The sequence below is a fragment of the Allobosea sp. LjRoot9 genome, assembly GCF_964252745.1.
Taxonomy (GTDB): domain Bacteria; phylum Pseudomonadota; class Alphaproteobacteria; order Rhizobiales; family Beijerinckiaceae; genus Allobosea.
The window spans coordinates 174,394-189,071 of record NZ_CAXUPC020000004.1; the positions used below are offsets into that span (position 1 = coordinate 174,394).

General features: G+C 65.6%; 17 protein-coding genes. 12 read left to right on the top strand and 5 right to left on the bottom strand.

The genetic code is table 11. From position 1 onward, the window contains the following. Nucleotides 1-12 precede the first annotated feature (12 nt). Nucleotides 13-849 (bottom strand): shikimate dehydrogenase, encoded by an 837-nt coding sequence (locus tag ACSQ3P_RS18120; RefSeq protein ID WP_436166908.1) that lies wholly within the window; start codon nt 847-849, stop codon nt 13-15. 84 nt (nt 850-933) lie between these two features. On the opposite strand from ACSQ3P_RS18120, the gene ACSQ3P_RS18125 reads away from it, so the two are divergent. Beyond that, a complete protein-coding gene (locus tag ACSQ3P_RS18125) occupies nt 934-1,218 on the top strand; it encodes a hypothetical protein (RefSeq protein ID WP_436166909.1) in 285 nt (94 codons plus the stop codon). 46 nt (nt 1,219-1,264) lie between these two features. Here ACSQ3P_RS18125 and ACSQ3P_RS18130 read toward each other — a convergent pair whose 3' ends face one another. The 3 genes from ACSQ3P_RS18130 to ACSQ3P_RS18140 all read right to left on the bottom strand — a co-directional run bounded on the left by ACSQ3P_RS18130 (nt 1,265) and on the right by ACSQ3P_RS18140 (nt 3,637). Continuing rightward, on the bottom strand, nt 1,265-1,723 hold the full coding sequence (locus ACSQ3P_RS18130) for a DUF6455 family protein (RefSeq protein ID WP_436166910.1): 459 nt from the start codon (nt 1,721-1,723) through the stop codon (nt 1,265-1,267). 176 nt (nt 1,724-1,899) lie between these two features. After that, nucleotides 1,900-3,081 (bottom strand): NnrS family protein, encoded by a 1,182-nt coding sequence (locus ACSQ3P_RS18135; RefSeq protein ID WP_436166911.1) that lies wholly within the window; start codon nt 3,079-3,081, stop codon nt 1,900-1,902. A gap of 100 nt (nt 3,082-3,181) precedes the next feature. Continuing rightward, nucleotides 3,182-3,637 carry a pseudoazurin gene (locus tag ACSQ3P_RS18140; RefSeq protein WP_436166912.1) on the bottom strand — a complete coding sequence of 152 codons (456 nt, stop codon included), beginning with the start codon at nt 3,635-3,637 and terminating at the stop codon, nt 3,182-3,184. A 362-nt stretch (nt 3,638-3,999) separates the two neighbouring features. Between ACSQ3P_RS18140 and ACSQ3P_RS18145 the strand changes: the two genes are divergently transcribed. Continuing rightward, the gene (locus tag ACSQ3P_RS18145; RefSeq protein WP_436166913.1) at nt 4,000-4,698 is read left to right on the top strand and encodes a Crp/Fnr family transcriptional regulator; all 699 of its coding nucleotides are present in this window, start codon (nt 4,000-4,002) and stop codon (nt 4,696-4,698) included. A gap of 51 nt (nt 4,699-4,749) precedes the next feature. Here the strand turns inward: ACSQ3P_RS18145 and ACSQ3P_RS18150 are convergent, their stop codons facing one another. After that, nucleotides 4,750-4,950: a DUF1858 domain-containing protein gene (locus ACSQ3P_RS18150; protein ID WP_436166914.1), complete on the bottom strand. Its 201-nt coding sequence runs from the start codon at nt 4,948-4,950 to the stop codon at nt 4,750-4,752. A gap of 195 nt (nt 4,951-5,145) precedes the next feature. On the opposite strand from ACSQ3P_RS18150, the gene ACSQ3P_RS18155 reads away from it, so the two are divergent. The 10 genes from ACSQ3P_RS18155 (at nt 5,146) to ACSQ3P_RS18200 (ending at nt 14,609) form a co-directional block, all read left to right on the top strand. After that, the gene (locus tag ACSQ3P_RS18155) at nt 5,146-5,481 is read left to right on the top strand and encodes a metal-sulfur cluster assembly factor (protein ID WP_436166915.1); all 336 of its coding nucleotides are present in this window, start codon (nt 5,146-5,148) and stop codon (nt 5,479-5,481) included. Beyond that, nucleotides 5,481-5,729, top strand: a complete 249-nt coding sequence (locus tag ACSQ3P_RS18160) for a DUF2249 domain-containing protein (protein WP_436166916.1) — start codon at nt 5,481-5,483, stop codon at nt 5,727-5,729. Before ACSQ3P_RS18155 ends, ACSQ3P_RS18160 begins: the two co-directional genes overlap by 1 nt. 236 nt (nt 5,730-5,965) lie before the next feature. Beyond that, the gene (locus ACSQ3P_RS18165; RefSeq protein ID WP_436166917.1) at nt 5,966-6,361 is read left to right on the top strand and encodes a hypothetical protein; all 396 of its coding nucleotides are present in this window, start codon (nt 5,966-5,968) and stop codon (nt 6,359-6,361) included. Between the two features lie 102 nt (nt 6,362-6,463). After that, entirely contained in the window at nt 6,464-7,549 is a 1,086-nt protein-coding gene (locus ACSQ3P_RS18170; RefSeq protein ID WP_436166918.1) for a LacI family DNA-binding transcriptional regulator, read from the top strand. A gap of 64 nt (nt 7,550-7,613) precedes the next feature. Further along, nucleotides 7,614-8,489 (top strand): carbohydrate ABC transporter permease, encoded by an 876-nt coding sequence (locus ACSQ3P_RS18175; RefSeq protein WP_436166919.1) that lies wholly within the window; start codon nt 7,614-7,616, stop codon nt 8,487-8,489. Then, on the top strand, nt 8,479-9,312 hold the full coding sequence (locus ACSQ3P_RS18180) for a carbohydrate ABC transporter permease (RefSeq protein ID WP_436166920.1): 834 nt from the start codon (nt 8,479-8,481) through the stop codon (nt 9,310-9,312). Before ACSQ3P_RS18175 ends, ACSQ3P_RS18180 begins: the two co-directional genes overlap by 11 nt. 23 nt (nt 9,313-9,335) lie before the next feature. Continuing rightward, nucleotides 9,336-10,631 carry an ABC transporter substrate-binding protein gene (locus tag ACSQ3P_RS18185; RefSeq protein WP_436166921.1) on the top strand — a complete coding sequence of 432 codons (1,296 nt, stop codon included), beginning with the start codon at nt 9,336-9,338 and terminating at the stop codon, nt 10,629-10,631. Between the two features lie 80 nt (nt 10,632-10,711). Further along, nucleotides 10,712-12,151 carry an FAD-dependent oxidoreductase gene (locus tag ACSQ3P_RS18190; RefSeq protein ID WP_436166922.1) on the top strand — a complete coding sequence of 480 codons (1,440 nt, stop codon included), beginning with the start codon at nt 10,712-10,714 and terminating at the stop codon, nt 12,149-12,151. An 80-nt stretch (nt 12,152-12,231) separates the two neighbouring features. Beyond that, nucleotides 12,232-13,884: an FGGY-family carbohydrate kinase gene (locus ACSQ3P_RS18195; protein WP_436166923.1), complete on the top strand. Its 1,653-nt coding sequence runs from the start codon at nt 12,232-12,234 to the stop codon at nt 13,882-13,884. Further along, nucleotides 13,881-14,609 (top strand): SDR family oxidoreductase, encoded by a 729-nt coding sequence (locus tag ACSQ3P_RS18200; RefSeq protein ID WP_436166924.1) that lies wholly within the window; start codon nt 13,881-13,883, stop codon nt 14,607-14,609. Before ACSQ3P_RS18195 ends, ACSQ3P_RS18200 begins: the two co-directional genes overlap by 4 nt. Nucleotides 14,610-14,678 lie beyond the last annotated feature (69 nt).

The window sequence follows — 14,678 nt, forward strand, 5'->3', positions numbered from 1 at the left end:
CCTGCTCTTGCCTCAGAGCGTCGCCTCGATGGCGGCGCGCAAGCCCGGCGTGATCTCGGGCATGACGCCGAACCAATTCTTGAAGGCCGGCCGCGCCTGATTGAGCAGCATGCCCAGGCCATTCACAGTGCGGTTGCCCCGCGCACGCGCCGCTGCGAGCAGCGGCGTTTCCCGGGGCACGTAGATCAGATCGGAGACGACAGCGGAGGGAGGCAGCTTGGCGAGGTCGAGATCGAGCGCCTGCTCCTTGCCCATGCCCTGATTGGTCGTGTTGACGAGCAGGGCTGCATCCCCGATGGCGTCGTGCCGCCGATCCCAGGGCAGCACCTTCACACCGAATTCCGCTGCAAGCTGCTCGGCCCGCGCTGCGGAGCGATTGCAGATGCGAATATCCGTGGCGCCACGATCGGCAAGGCCGGCGATGACAGCCCGGGCGCCGCCGCCTGCGCCGATGACGATCACCGGCCCCGCATCCGCCGTCCATCCCGGCACGTCCTGGGCAAGCGACTCAGCGTATCCGAACGCTTCGAAATTGTGTCCTTCGAGACTTCCGTCCGGGGCGACGATGACGCAATTCATGGCGCCGATCTGGCGCGCGATGGGCGAGACGCGATCGACGATGGACAGCGCCAGCTCCTTGAGGGGCATCGTCAGGTTGCAGCCGGAAAAGCCGAGGGCCGGTAGCGCCCGCAAGGCTGCCGCCAACCCCTCGGGTTTCACCGCAAGCGGGACATAAACGCCATTCAGGCCGTGCTCCCGCAGCCAATAATTGTGCAGCACGGGCGAGCGCGAATGCATGATGGGATAGCCCATCACGCCGGCCATCAAATAGCGATCAGGCTGCTGCATGGTCGTCTCCCGAAACAGTGGCGCGCTCACGCCTTCACTTTCGCGTCGGTGCTGGGGACGTCGGATGGCTTCACCAGCACGACGATGATCAACAACACGAAAGCGCACACATCCTTGTCGGTGCCGCTGCAAAACCGCAAGATTGGATTTGCCCAGCGCATCGAAGCCAGGGCTGCCTATTTCCGGACCGACACGGCTACGCCGACCGGCAAGCCGCTGGGAATGGCGCCGATCAACAAGGGCGGGATGAAGGGGAGGCCCAGGGTCGGGGTCGAGGGTTCGAATCCCTTTTCCAGTGCCATTTCAGAAAATGCGGCTGTGGCCGCTCGTGCGCCTTCATCGGCTGGAAGGCGTGGCCCGCTCTGTTGACGAAGCTGCGAATTCCATCGCGCGATGCCTCAACCGTTCGGCAAACCTATCCCGAGACCGTCCCTGCACCCGAATTCGTCGCCGTGCTGCGGACGGATCGGACCTCCTCGAAGATCTGCGTATTCGGACAGAATGACGGGCCACGGGCTGCAGAACCGGTCTCCTCAAGCCAGCGTTCGCATTGCTGCGATGCCGCGCACCAGAGGCAACGGCGGCCGGCTGCTGCGAAGGTCCTGCCTCTTAGAGCGGCAAGCCCGGGGTCGATGCCGATACGCTCCAGCATCGTGCTCATCAGGCGTGCCTGCCGCTCGACCCGATCTCTCAACCATCCCCGCATCTTTGTGTCCTTCGAATTCAGTGCCCAGGTCGGCACGGCTTTGCCAGGCACGATCCCGGTCTCGTCACAAGCCAGCTCCTCCGAGGGTTCGGGTTGCGGCAGCCACGATGCAGATCGGTCGCTCGTGCTCTCCGGCCGCGTCCCGGCCTTTCCGTCGACCGCAGGCATGATGCAGAGCAACGCGCATTTCGCATTGCGCCAGCGCAAACTGCGGGACGCAACCGACTCTAGAGCAATTTCCGATAGAGCGATTTCCCATCCGATAGGGCCGTCCAATTGCTCTAGCTGTTTGTTTTAACGCGTTTTCTTCACGCGACCCGGTGGCCATTTCGCTGGAAAATACTCTAATGCCCCAGGCGGGGCTGGGTCAGAACGCGCCAATACGCCAGCGCGAAGCCCAGAAATGCCCCTGCCCAGGCAAGGCCGGCGAAATGCAGCAGGCCCAGACTCCAGGCGGGATGGAGCGAAGCGCAGATCCGGGCCAGCGCCGCAAGAACGACCAGGGCATAGAAGGCCTGGATTGCGCGGCTCGCGGCAAGGGGCCGCCCGGTGTGTGCGAGGCTCGCCCGGGACATGACTGCGAGCGTCATGGTGCCGACGGCGCCACCGGTCCAGGCATGGATGCCCGCAGTTGCCGATCCGAAGCCGAGCGACGCCAGGCCGAGCAGCATGAAGCCAAGCGGCACGAACGCATAGGCGACGTGAAGGATGAGCACCAGCTGGTCCCGCCAGGTCCGGTATCCGGCCCAGCGCGCAAGCCGCACGGCCTGAAGGACGCCCGCCGCCAACAGGGCCGCACCCGTCGCAGGCCCCTCCGGAACCGCGATCCAGGCCAGGAGAGCAGCTCCGGCGCAGATCATCGAGGCGATGTCGAATCGTCCGAAGGATGCAGGCAATCGTCCGGGGTTCTCCCGGGCCAACCAGTTGCGCGTGAAGCTCGGCACGATTCGGCCTCCGACCAGCATCACAAGCAGGATGGTCGCAGCGATGCCGAGCCGGACGCCATAATCGGAGGCGCCGTACAGATGGGCTTCCAAGTGGAACATCGCGTTGCCACCCAGCAGCAGACCCAGCACAACCAGCACCTTCAGGTTCCGCCAGTTTCTTCCGACGACGATCTCGCGCCCGGCCGCCCCGGCGACAAGGAGCAGGAAGGAAAGGTCGATTGCGGCGGCGGGAAGCCAACCGATCCAGGCAGAGCCGGTCACGGCGACACGGCCAAGAATCCAGGCAGTGACGAGAACCAGCAGCGGCTTGCCTTGCAGGGGCAACCGCCCTGTCCAGTTGGGGATCGCGGTCAGGAGGAAGCCCGTCACCACGGCCGGGAGATAGCCGTAGAGCATCTCATGGATGTGCCAGTCGCGATGGGAAAAGAGGGTCGCGATCTCAAGCTCCCCATAGAACATCGGCAGCCATGCCAGAATGGCCAGGCCGGCATAGATCGAGCCCAGGAGGAAGAATGGGCGGAAGCCGTAAGAAAGGACCGCAGGGCCGACATATTCACGCAGGCGCGGAATCGGAGCCATCACCGGCCTCCTTCATGGACGAGGACAATCTCGACGAGATCCAGGACAGACGGACCACCGCAACGGGGCGTCGCGGCGGCACAGCGTCTGCGATGAGCGCTTATTTCGCCGCGACGGTCATGATGGCCAGCTTGTCGAAGAGTGTCGCGAAGACCTGCTTCGCCTTGCCGGGATGGGTTGCCGCCTTGGCCAGATCAAGATTGGCCGCGTCGCCCACGACGACCATCGCGACCATGCCCATCCCGTAGTGCGGCTTGCATTTGTAGCCGTAGACGCCGGGCTTATCGAACGTGATGGCGAGCTCTTCGTTGACCTTGCCGACGAACGCCTTCGCGCCTTCCGGCAGCATCGTCTCGACGGTCTCGACGTTATGGCCCTTGTCAACAGCCATGAATTTCACGGTGTCGCCAGGGGCGATCTTCACCAGCGCCGGCTCGAAGACCATGACGCCTTCGTTGCCCTTGTTGAGCATCCGGACCTGGACCTCGGCTGCCTGTGCCATACCGGTCAGTCCAAGGGCCGCGGCGACGGTCCCGAGCATCATCGCCTTGCGCATTGTCGTCTCCTGTTGTGATGCAAAAATCGCGAACCGCATCGAGGCTCTTGGGGGGCGTGATACTCCTGGCCCTCGGGCTGCTGTTTGATGCCGCGCAAAGAGAGCCGCTTTTATGAGGGACGGCCCGGTCGCATCCTGTTTGCGCGGCAATAAGCCAGGCCGGCGAAATCCGCTTCGGTCGCGTCATCCAAGGACGTACCCGGCCGCTGTTTGCGACAGCGGCAGTCCTGGCTATTGTCACTGTTGCCCTGCCAATCCGGCCTTGCCGGCTCGAGCCCGCATCGGCGAGACCTGCCGCGGGCGCTGGCGTCCGTCCCGATCCGTGAAGACGTTGACTTGCCCCCTGCTTCGGAGTGCTCGTCATGGCCAGCGTCGACCGGACCCTTATTGCCGACCTGCCGCTCTTTGCCGGTCTCGTGCCAGAGCAACTCGACGAATTGCTGCGCGAGGCGCAGTCCGTGCGCTACCCGAAGGGAACGACTGTCTTTCAGCAGGATGCTGAGGCGCACTCGTTTTTCGTGCTGCTCCACGGACACCTGCGTGTCTACAAACTCACGCCGGACGGGCAGCAGGTGGTGGTGCGGTTCGTGTCCGCGGGTGAAGTGTTCGGGGTCGCGATGGCCATCGGGCGGACGACTTATCCCGCCACCGCCGTCGCGGTCGTCGACAGCATCGCGCTGGTGTGGCCGTCCGTCGCCTGGCCGCGCCTCATCGCCAAGCATCCGACACTCGCCGTCAACACGCTCCAGACCGTCGGCAGCCGGTTGCAGGATGCCCATGTGCGCGTTGTCGAGATGTCGACCGAGCAGGTCGAGCGGCGGATCGCACACGCCTTGCTGCGCTTGGCCCAGCAGTCTGGGCGCAAGGTGGAGGCTGGAGTGCAGATCGATTTCCCGATCTCGCGTCAGGACGTCGCCGAGATGACGGGCACCACTTTGCATACGGTCAGCCGGGTCCTGAGCGCGTGGGAGGACCGAGGCTTCGTCGCAGGCGGGCGTCAGAAGATCACCATTCTCGAGCCGCACCGGCTGTTCGTACTGGCCGAGGGCGGCCTGCCATAGGCTTCGGCTGCCGTGATGTCCCGCCTCCGCGCCGTCGGAGGCTGACGGATGTCACCGCCGCGCAGCGACCGCCCGGAGATCGGCCAGGACTTTGCCGCGGTCTGCGCCGTGCTCCCGGCATGCGTCATCGACGGTGTGAAAGCAGGCGATCGGGCAGCCGACGCAATGCATCTTGTGATCGAGGAAGATCCGGATGGTTGCCGGCCATCGCCGCATGACTTCGTCGACAAGCGTCGTGAACTCGATGGGCATGGCCGCCTCCTTCCGTAAATCTGGCATGGCGGACGCTGCGTCCTTGGGGCCCGGCGATCGTTGCGCCGGCACAAACCCGCCAACGGTGAAGCCGGTGGCTCTGCCAAGGTTCGGTCGTTCTGTTTGCGCGGCCGCAAAGAGGGATGGCGAAGCTGCGGGCATTGTCCAAGCCTCCAGCCCGGATGCAGAACAGCCATGAGCCGAACAGCGAAGCCGCCCCTCGATCCAGATCTGCTGGAGTGCCTTCTCGGAGTCATGGATCCCGAGATCGGTCTGAGCGTGGTCGATCTCGGGCTCGTCTACCGCGCGACCCGCGACGAGAGCGGGATCGACGTGGCCCTCACATTGACCAGCCCGGCCTGCCCGCTCGGAGAGATGATACTCGAGGATGCCCGCGAACGGCTGGCCAATCGGTTCCGGGATGCCGCGCGCATCGCACTCGATCTGGTCTGGCATCCGACCTGGAGCCCGGACCTGATCATCGATCGAGGCCGAAGGTTGCTGGGACATCGATCGAAGGAAGCTGCCTGATGAGCGTCCGCAATGCGTCCGAAACCGTCATCGATGTGCGCCAGATCCTGCCGCGCATGCGCCGTCACCCGCTGATCTTCGCCACCTTCGGGCAGCTGCAGCCAAGCGACGCCCTGGTCCTGGTCAATGATCATGATCCCTGGCCGCTGCTCTACCAATTCAACGTCCGCCATCCCGGCGCGTTCATGTGGCGCTACGAGGAGGAGGGGCCTGATGTCTGGCGCATCCGTATCACCCGCGCGGCCTGATCTGGCGGCAGGACGCCTGCACAACCGTCTGGCGGTCCGGGTGCCGCTCCCTGACCGCGCGGGCCCTCTTCGGTTTCGCCCTCGCGCTGCTGCTCCCCTTGCGGCGGCCTCGCGCTTCGGTGGCCGAAGCGGTGGAGCCCGCCCCATGACCGCGCTTCCCCGTTCCATCTGCGGGCAAGTCGCGCTCCGCGAGGCCCTGATTCCGTTTTCCGGGCGCCCGGCTTGGGGAGACTGTGATGATTGAGGTGACGCCTGCTTCATCGGAGGGTCTGGAGGCGCCACCCACAGCTGCGGGCGTGATCCAGCGTGTGCGCGGAATCGTTCGGGGGCTGGAGCTCGATTGCGAGTGCCGGAGCAAACTCGACAGTGCCCTGCAGCGGTTCGAGGCGTTGGAGGATCGACGTCAGCTCCGGCGCCTCATCCTCGACGCCCGCCAGCAGACGGAGCGCATTGCCGCACTGCTTGATCTCGCCCGCGAACTCGATGAACTCCCGATGGATGAGCCGGACCTGAGCGTGTTCGAGGAGGTCGCCCTGCTGTTTGAAGGCATCGAGGAGGCAGCTGCACGCGGCGCAGCGGATATGCGGGCGGCACGGGAGGTCCGGAGGCCGGACGAGACCGCCCCGGAGTGAACGCCGCGCCGGCCTGATCGCAGCCATGAACAAGACATTTGCAAAGCCGCGAACAGCCTGTTAAACGTTTTACTGTAAAACGTTTAACAGGCTGTGGACCGCATGTCGGAGAGGCGCGTCACGATCAAGGATGTTGCGGCGCGCGCGGGCGTTTCGATCGCCACGGTGTCGAATGTCTTCAGTGGCAACAAGCCGGTGAATGCCGATCTGCAGGAGCGCGTGCAGAAGGCGGCGCGCGACTTGTCCTATCAGGTCGACCGTGCGGCCTCGCAACTGCGTTCGGGCCAGGCCAAGGTCGTCGGCGTGCTGGTGCCGGATCTCGACGACGTGTTCTTCACCTCGCTCGTCTCGCAGCTCGAGGTCATGGCGCAGAAGGACGGCTACGACATCATCGTCGCCAGCTCGCGCGACGACACCGGGCTGGAACAGTCGCGACTGCGGACGCTGCTGGCCTGGCGTCCCTCGGGTCTGATCGTCGTACCATGTTCGGACGCTGTCCCCGCCGGGCTGGACAGCGAGTTTGCGCGCCTGCCGATGGTCTTTGCCGACCGCGTGCCGCCCGAGGGCTCCATCGTCGACACGGTCGCGATCGATAATCGAGAGGCCGGCGAGATCGCCGCCCGCCATCTGCTGGAGCTGGGCCACCGCGACATCGTGGTCGCGGCCTCAAACCTGGCCATTTCCCCGATCCGGGAGCGCGTCCGCGGCGCCTCCGAGCTGATCCGTGCGAGGGGGGGCGACCCCATCGTGATCGAACTCGGATCGAATGCGGAGCGCGGCACGGAGGCCTTCGTGCACTGGCTCGAACGGCACCCTCGGCCGAGCGCGGTCATCGCCCTGACCAATGTCACCACGCTCAGCACATTGTCGGCATTGGCGCGGCTGCGCATCGATATCCCCGATCCGGTCTCCGTCGTCGGCTTCGACGACTATCCCTGGATGAGCGCGCGCAAGACCGGCCTCACCGCGATCCGTCAGCCGATCGCCGAGATCGCCGCTGCGGCCTGGGAGCGCCTGCGCCGGCGCATGTCCGGCGATGCCTCGCCGCCATTGGGCAGCGTTCTGCAGACCAGCCTGCAGGTGCGCGATTCCGTGCGCGATCTTTCGCCTGCCGCCAAGGACGACAGCGAAAGCCTCAATCTGTTGCAGGACCAGGAGACGAAGACGGCGCTGAACGCCATCCACTGAAAGACAATGACGACGTGATCACCGGGCCGAGAGAGCCCGGATCAAGAGAGTTCCGGAGGAAATAGTGCAGCTTCCAACAACAGCACGGCTTCTGCCGCTGCTTGCGCCGGTGCATCTGCTCATCCTGAGCGTGATCGTGCTGCCGTCGCTTTATGTGGTGTGGCTCAGCCTGAACATGTCGAGCTTCGGCCAGGCGCCGAGCTTCGTCGGGCTGCAGAATTACGTTCGCGTCCTTGCCGATCCGGCCTTTCACCACGCCTTGCTGAACACGGTGGTGCTCGTCGTCGTCGCGGTCCATCTCGAACTCGCTGTTGGGCTCGGCATGGCGCTGCTGTTCGCCAGCGGTTTGCCGTTCCGCCGTTTCCTGCTCGTCGCGGTGCTGGCGCCTTACGCGGTGAGCGAGGTCACCGCCGTGGTGATGTGGCGCTTCCTGTTCGATCCCGATGCCGGGCCGATCACGCTGGCGCTGCGCGCGCTCAATCTACCGACGCTGGATTGGTCGTTCGAGCCATCGCATGCGATGACCCTGATCGGGCTCCTGACGATCTGGCTGCACCTGCCTTTCACCTTCGTCATCGTCTATGCCGCGCGCCTTGCCATCCCTGCCGAACTCTACGAGGCGGCCAGGATCGACGGCGCCACGCGCTGGCAGGCCTTTCGGCGCGTGACGCTGCCGCTGCTTGCGCCCGCGATGCTGATCGCGCTGCTGTTCCGCTACATCTTCGCCTTCCGCCTGTTCTCGGAGGCGTGGCTGCTGACGAAAGGCGGTCCGGCGCGGTCGACCGAGGTCGTGGCGATCTATCTCTACCAGGAGGCTTTCAGCTTCAACGCCTTCGGCTCGGCGGCCGCGACCGCCTGGATCATGGTCGTGATCTCGCTGGTGCTGGCGGGGGCCTATGTCTTGCTGCTCAGGCGGGGAGGGCTCGCCCATGCGCACTGAGCGCTGGCTGATCGGGCTGGGCAAGGCGGCCGCGGTCGCCGCGATCCTGCTCTGGTCGCTGTTCCCGATCCTGTTCATCGCCGTCTCCTCGCTGAAGCCGGGCCAGGACATCTTCGCGGTGCCGCCGAAATGGATATTCGCCCCGACGCTGAAGCACTATGCCGAGCTCTGGCGATCCTGGGGCGTCTTCTTCGAGGCCCTGCTGAACAGCCTGCTGATCACGGTCGGCGCGACGCTGCTCGCGATCGTCGCCAGCACCTGCGCGGGTTATGTCTATTCCCGCCATTCCGGGCGCTGGTTCGGCGCCAGCATCGCCGGGCTGATCATCGTGCGCCTCATCCCGCCGATCGTGGTGACGCTGCCGCTGTTCCCGATCGTCAACGCACTCGGCCTCAACGACACGCATCTCGTGCTGATCCTGCTCTATGCGACCTTCTTCGTGTCGCTCGGCACGGTGCTGATGCGCACCTTCATGGACCAGATCCCGCGCGAGCTCGACGAGGCGGCCGCCATCGACGGCGCCAGCCGCCTGACGATCCTGCGCAAGGTGATCGTACCGCTGGCGATGCCGGGCGTGCTGGCGGTCGCGGTCTTCGTGATCGTGTTTTCCTGGAACGAGTTCCTCTTCGCCTTCGTCTTCACGGCCACGCGCGCCAAGACGGCGCCGCTCGTCATCTCCGAGATGATCGGCTCCATCGATGGCGTGGATTGGGGAATCCTCTTTGCTGCCTCGACCGTGCAGCTCGTGCCCGTCCTGCTCTTCGTCGTCTTCATGAACCGCTACCTCGTGGCCGGCCTCACCGCCGGTTCGACGAAGGGGTAGCCAACCATAAAAGGGAGGAAACCATGTCGAAGAAGCCTGAAACGAAACTGACCCGCAGAACCTTCGTCGCTGGCGCCGTCGGCGCAGCAGTCGCGTTCTCGGTTCGGCCGGTGCTTGCCGCCGGCAAGACGCTGAACGTGCTCAGCCACAAGGTCCACCAGACCGTGCTGGGGTCCGGCGATGGCGACCTGCTGAAGGACTGGCTCAAGGCCAAGGATGCAGACATCGCCTTCACGACCTTCGATTCCAACCCGTTGCAGGACCGCCTCTTCCGCGAGGCCAGCCTGAAGGAGACCGAATACGGTGTCGGCTATCTCATCGACAACCGCCCGACCTCGCAGATCGCGGCACTGTTCGAGCCGCTGGAGCCCTATCAGAAGCAGGATGCGATCGAGGATTTCGCAGACATCGCGCCCGGCCTCGTGCAGGGCATGACGATCGATGGCAAGCTGATCGGCATTCCCGTCCGCCATGCCACGCAGGGCCTGTTCTACAACGAGGCGCTGCTGGAGGAGGCCGGCATCTCGGCACCGCCGACCACGCTCGAGGAGCTGATCGAGCAGGCCAAGAAGACGAGCTTCACCTCCAAGGCCGGCACGCCGGTCACCGGCATGGTGCTCGCGAGCGATCTGGCGGTCTTCCCGGTGATGTTCGCCCGTGCCTATGGCGGGGATTTCGTCAGCTCCGATTTCAAGCTCGTCCCCAATCGCGAGGCGATGGAAAGCGGCCTTGCGGCGCTGCGGGGCATGTTCGAGGCCGGCAGCCTGCCGCGCAGCTATGCGACGACCAAGAACGACGACCAGGTCACGTGGCTGCAACAGGGGCGGGCGGCCTTCACCATCCTGCCCTTCGCCCGCGGCGCGCAGCTCAACAACCCCGAGCAGAGCAAATACCCGGGCAAGATCAAGGCCGTCGAATTCCCCGGCTCGGCCGCGATCAAGGGCAAGGTGCCGATGGCCTCCGTCGTCGAAGCCTGGGCAATGGCGATCCCCCGGAACGCCAAGGACAAGGCGCTCGCCTGGAGCTTCATCAAGGAGGTCTCGAGCAAGCGCGTGACGCTGGGCATGGCGATCAACGGCAATGGGCCGGTGCGCGTCTCGACCTATGCCGATGCGGGGCTGAAGGCGAAGAACGCGCTCGCAGCCGTCGAGGCCAAGGTCCTGGCGACGGCGCGCGGCGCCTTCCCGCCATTTCCCGAGGCTGCGCGCGCCCAGGCGACCTTCCTCGAGGAGGTTCAGCTCGCTGTTCTCGGGCGCAAGCCCGTCAAGGACGCGGTCTCCGCCATCATCGAGCGCATCAAGCCGATGATGCCGGCCTGATCCGACGGATAACGGCCGGCGCTGTGGTGCCGGCCCCTGCTCAGCCAATCGACATAACGCCAGTGGAAGGAAATCGCCTCATGTCCATGACCGGGGTTCGCTTCATCGAGGAGCCGGCGCGCTCCATCCCCGTCTCAGCCGAATACGACGTGCTCGTCGTCGGCGGCGGGCCATCGGGCCTTACCGCCGCGCTCGCCGCCGCCGAGGACGGCCTGCGCGTCGGGCTGATCGAGAGCCGCAGCTTCGTCGGCGGCAACATGACGATCGGTTTGCCGGTGCTGGGCTTCCTCGGCCAGAAGGGCAACCAGATCATTGACGGGCTGCCGCAGAAATTCATCGAGCGCCTGCGCAAGGAGCGTGACGGGGCGAGCGAGCATCGACCCTGCCCGCTGCATATGGGCATCACCCTGGTCGAGCCCGAAGCGGTCAAGACCGTGGCGCTGGAGATGCTGATCGAGGCCGGCGTGGATGTGCTGTTCTACACCTTCTTTGCCGGCGCGCTGGTCGAGAACGACATTATCCGCGGCGTCATCACCGAGAGCAAAACCGGCCGCACCGCTATCCTCGCCAAGGTCGTGATCGATTGCAGCGGCGACGCCGATGTCGCCTACAGTGCTGGCGTGCCCACCGAAAAGGGCAATGCCGATGGCGGCATGCAGCCGCCGACGCTGATGTTCTGCCTCGCCGGCGTCGATACCGACGCGCTGCGGATGAGCATCGCGAATGCTCCTCCCGAGGCGCGCACCTATCTCACCGATTTCATTCCCGCCGAGTATTTCGGCCAGAACCGGCAGTTCATCGTGGTCGGCATGCGCGAACTCATCGCCAAGGCCAAGGCCGAGCGCGGCCTGGAGATTCCCAATGAGCGCACGATCATCATTACCGGCCTGAAGAAGGGCGAGGTCTGGATCAACATGACCCGGGTCAAGGGTACCGACGGCACCAATGCCCGCAGCCTGACCAAGGGCGAGATCGAGGGCCGTGCACAGATCGACGATATCGTGACCTATCTCGTCAACTACGTGCCGGGCTTCGAGAAGGCCTATTTCACCAAGACGGCGCCCTTCCTCGGCATCCGCGAGACGCGTCGCATCCTCGGCCAGTATGTGATGACGCAGGAGGATGTGCTGGCCTGCAAGCATTTCGACGATGCGATCGCCGTCGCCAGCTATCCGATCGACATCCACCGTCCTTCCGATGATGGCTGCACCCTGATCTGGTGTGGCGATTGCTACGATATCCCGTACCGGTCGCTGGTTCCCCAGAAGATCGGCAACCTCTTGGTCGCCGGCCGCAGCATCTCGGCCACGCATGAGGCCATGGGCGCAATCCGCGTCATGGCGACCTGCATGGCGATGGGCGAGGCCGCCGGGCGCGCCGCCAAGATTTCAGTGCGCGGCAATCGCTTGCCGGCCGATATCGACATCGAGGAGCTGCGCCGCCAGCAGCTCGACCATGGCGTCTATCTGCGCAACCCCGATGGCAGCCGCGCCGGACCGCCGAACCGGGCGGCGGCCTGACCGCAGCCTGGCCGCTCTTGCACACGGTGGCTCTTGCACGGGGCGGCCATGGCCGCCTCCGCCGACAGGATCGCGAGGACATGACCGAGCATTTCATTGGCATCGACGTCGGCACCGGCAGCGCCCGTGCCGGCATCTTCGACCGCAACGGGCGCATGCTCGCGACGGGCAAGCGCGACATCGCGCTCTATCAGGACGGACCGGATATCGCGGAACAGTCGAGCGAGGATATCTGGCGCGCCGTCTGCGCCAGCGTGCGCGCGGCGATGGCGCAGGCGAAGCTCACAGCAGAGGCCATCGCCGGCATCGGCTTCGATGCGACATGCTCGCTGGTCGTGCTCGGGCAGAACGGGGCCCCGCTGCCTGTCGGTGCCCATGGCGATGCGAGCCGCGACATCATCGTCTGGATGGACCACCGCGCGCTTGCGCAGACTGAGCGCATCAACCGCATCAAGCATCCGGTGCTCGCTTATGTGGGCGGCACGATCTCGCCCGAGATGGAAACGCCGAAGCTGCTCTGGCTCAAGGAGCATCTGCCGGAGAGCTATGATGCGGCCTGGCAGTTCTTCGACCTCGCCGACTTCCTGACCTGGCGGGCGAGCGGCTCGCTGGCGCGCTCATCCTGCACGGTTACCTGCAAATGGACTTATCTGGCGCATGAGGCGCACTGGGACACCGGCTATTTCCACCAGATCGGGCTCGGCGATCTGGTGGAGCAAGGTTTTGCGCGCATCGGCACGCAGATCGTTCCCGGTGGCACGGCCCTGGGCCAGGGCCTCACGGTGCAGGCCGCGGCGGATCTCGGTTTGAAGCCGGGCACGGCCGTTGCGGCAGGGCTGATCGACGCGCATGCGGGAGGCCTCGGCTCGGTCGGCGTGCGTTCGCCCCACGGCACGGTGTTGACCCGCATGGCCTATGTCTTCGGCACCTCGGCCTGCACCATGGCGAGCAGCCGCGAGCCGCTTTTCATCCCGGGCGTCTGGGGCCCCTATTTCTCGGCGATGGCGCCGGGGCTCTGGCTCAGCGAAGGCGGCCAGTCCGCCGCCGGCGCGGCCATCGAGCAGTTGATCGGCTTCCATCCGGCGACGCCGGAGGCGCAGCGCCTGGCCGTGAAAGATGGTCTTTCGCTGCCCAACTGGCTGGCAGACCGCGCAGCTGGACGGAGCGAGGACCTCTCCGATGCCGGGCGCTTGGCGGAGGGCCTCGTCGTCGTGCCCGATTTCCTCGGCAATCGCTCGCCCCATGCCGATCCGCAGGAGCGCGCCCTGATCGCCGGTCTCGGCATGGAGCGCGACCTTGATCACCTCGTCGCGCTCTATGTCGCCGGGCTCACGGGTATCGGCTACGGGCTGCGGCAGATTCTGAAGGCCAGCCGCGCCCAGGGCGCCATGATCGAAGCGATCGTGCTCAGCGGCGGCGCGGGCCGCCATCCGCTGATCCGGCAAGTGCTGGCTGACTGCGCCGGTTTGCCCGTGCTCGTGCCCGACGATGTCGACCCCGTCCTGCTGGGCGCGGCGATGCTCGGTGCGGCCGCGGCGGGCACCTTGGATCTCGCCCAGGCCATGACCGAGATGGCCCCGGCTGCGAGCGCCTTCACACCAGCCGGCGGCGACATCGCCGCGCTGCACGACAGGCGTTTTGCCGCCTTCGAACATCTGCAGGACGCCGCGCGCCTGGCGCGCGAGCTGATGCATGCAACCGAACATCACGCAGTATCGGAGTCGACGCCGTGACGCAGCAATTGGCCGGAAAGACCGCCGCGATCACCGGCGCCGCCTCGGGGATCGGGCTCGCTTGCGCAAAGCGCCTGCTCGCAGCCGGAGCCTGCGTCATCCTGGTCGATCGCGACGAAGCAGCGCTGGCTCGTGTATGCGGCCCGCTCGGTGCGAAGGCGATACCGCTCGTCGTCGATCTGACCGAAGCCGCTTCGGTCGCCGGCATGATGCCGCAGATTCTCGCAAGGACCGGCCAATTGGACATCTTTCACGCCAATGCCGGCTCCTATGTCGGCGGGCCGGTCAGCGATGGCGATCCTGACGCCTGGGACCGGATGCTGAATCTCAACGTCAACGCCACCTTCCGCAGCATCCACGCCGTGCTACCGCATATGATCGCGCGCAAGACCGGCGACATCATTGTCACGAGTTCGGTCGCCGGCGTCGTCCCGGTGGTGTGGGAGCCGATCTACACCGCCTCCAAGCACGCGGTGCAGGCCTTCGTTCATACCGTCCGCCGTCAGGTCATTCCGCATGGCCTGCGTGTCGGAGCCGTCCTGCCCGGCCCGGTCGTGACGGCGCTGATCGCGGACTGGCCTCGGGAAAAGTTCGAAGCCGAGCGCGCGGCCGGCGGCCTGATCGAAGCCGAGGAGGTGGCGGAAGCCGTCTTCTTCATGCTCAGCCGGCCCCGCAACGTCACGATCCGCGACCTCGTGATCCTGCCGCAAAGCACTGATCTTTAGCTGCACGATCCCGGACGGATGGCGGGCTTGGCCAGCGTCTTCGGTTGCCAATTTCCGGTTGGAAATCCA

Coding starts and splice junctions, on each gene's coding strand:
- ACSQ3P_RS18120 (WP_436166908.1), bottom strand. CDS start 849: ATGCAGCAGCCTGATCGCTATTTGATGGCCGGCGTGATGGGCTATCCC.
- ACSQ3P_RS18125 (WP_436166909.1), top strand. CDS start 934: ATGATCAACAACACGAAAGCGCACACATCCTTGTCGGTGCCGCTGCAA.
- ACSQ3P_RS18130 (WP_436166910.1), bottom strand. CDS start 1,723: ATGCCTGCGGTCGACGGAAAGGCCGGGACGCGGCCGGAGAGCACGAGC.
- ACSQ3P_RS18135 (WP_436166911.1), bottom strand. CDS start 3,081: ATGGCTCCGATTCCGCGCCTGCGTGAATATGTCGGCCCTGCGGTCCTT.
- ACSQ3P_RS18140 (WP_436166912.1), bottom strand. CDS start 3,637: ATGCGCAAGGCGATGATGCTCGGGACCGTCGCCGCGGCCCTTGGACTG.
- ACSQ3P_RS18145 (WP_436166913.1), top strand. CDS start 4,000: ATGGCCAGCGTCGACCGGACCCTTATTGCCGACCTGCCGCTCTTTGCC.
- ACSQ3P_RS18150 (WP_436166914.1), bottom strand. CDS start 4,950: ATGCCCATCGAGTTCACGACGCTTGTCGACGAAGTCATGCGGCGATGG.
- ACSQ3P_RS18155 (WP_436166915.1), top strand. CDS start 5,146: ATGAGCCGAACAGCGAAGCCGCCCCTCGATCCAGATCTGCTGGAGTGC.
- ACSQ3P_RS18160 (WP_436166916.1), top strand. CDS start 5,481: ATGAGCGTCCGCAATGCGTCCGAAACCGTCATCGATGTGCGCCAGATC.
- ACSQ3P_RS18165 (WP_436166917.1), top strand. CDS start 5,966: ATGATTGAGGTGACGCCTGCTTCATCGGAGGGTCTGGAGGCGCCACCC.
- ACSQ3P_RS18170 (WP_436166918.1), top strand. CDS start 6,464: ATGTCGGAGAGGCGCGTCACGATCAAGGATGTTGCGGCGCGCGCGGGC.
- ACSQ3P_RS18180 (WP_436166920.1), top strand. CDS start 8,479: ATGCGCACTGAGCGCTGGCTGATCGGGCTGGGCAAGGCGGCCGCGGTC.
- ACSQ3P_RS18185 (WP_436166921.1), top strand. CDS start 9,336: ATGTCGAAGAAGCCTGAAACGAAACTGACCCGCAGAACCTTCGTCGCT.
- ACSQ3P_RS18190 (WP_436166922.1), top strand. CDS start 10,712: ATGTCCATGACCGGGGTTCGCTTCATCGAGGAGCCGGCGCGCTCCATC.
- ACSQ3P_RS18195 (WP_436166923.1), top strand. CDS start 12,232: ATGACCGAGCATTTCATTGGCATCGACGTCGGCACCGGCAGCGCCCGT.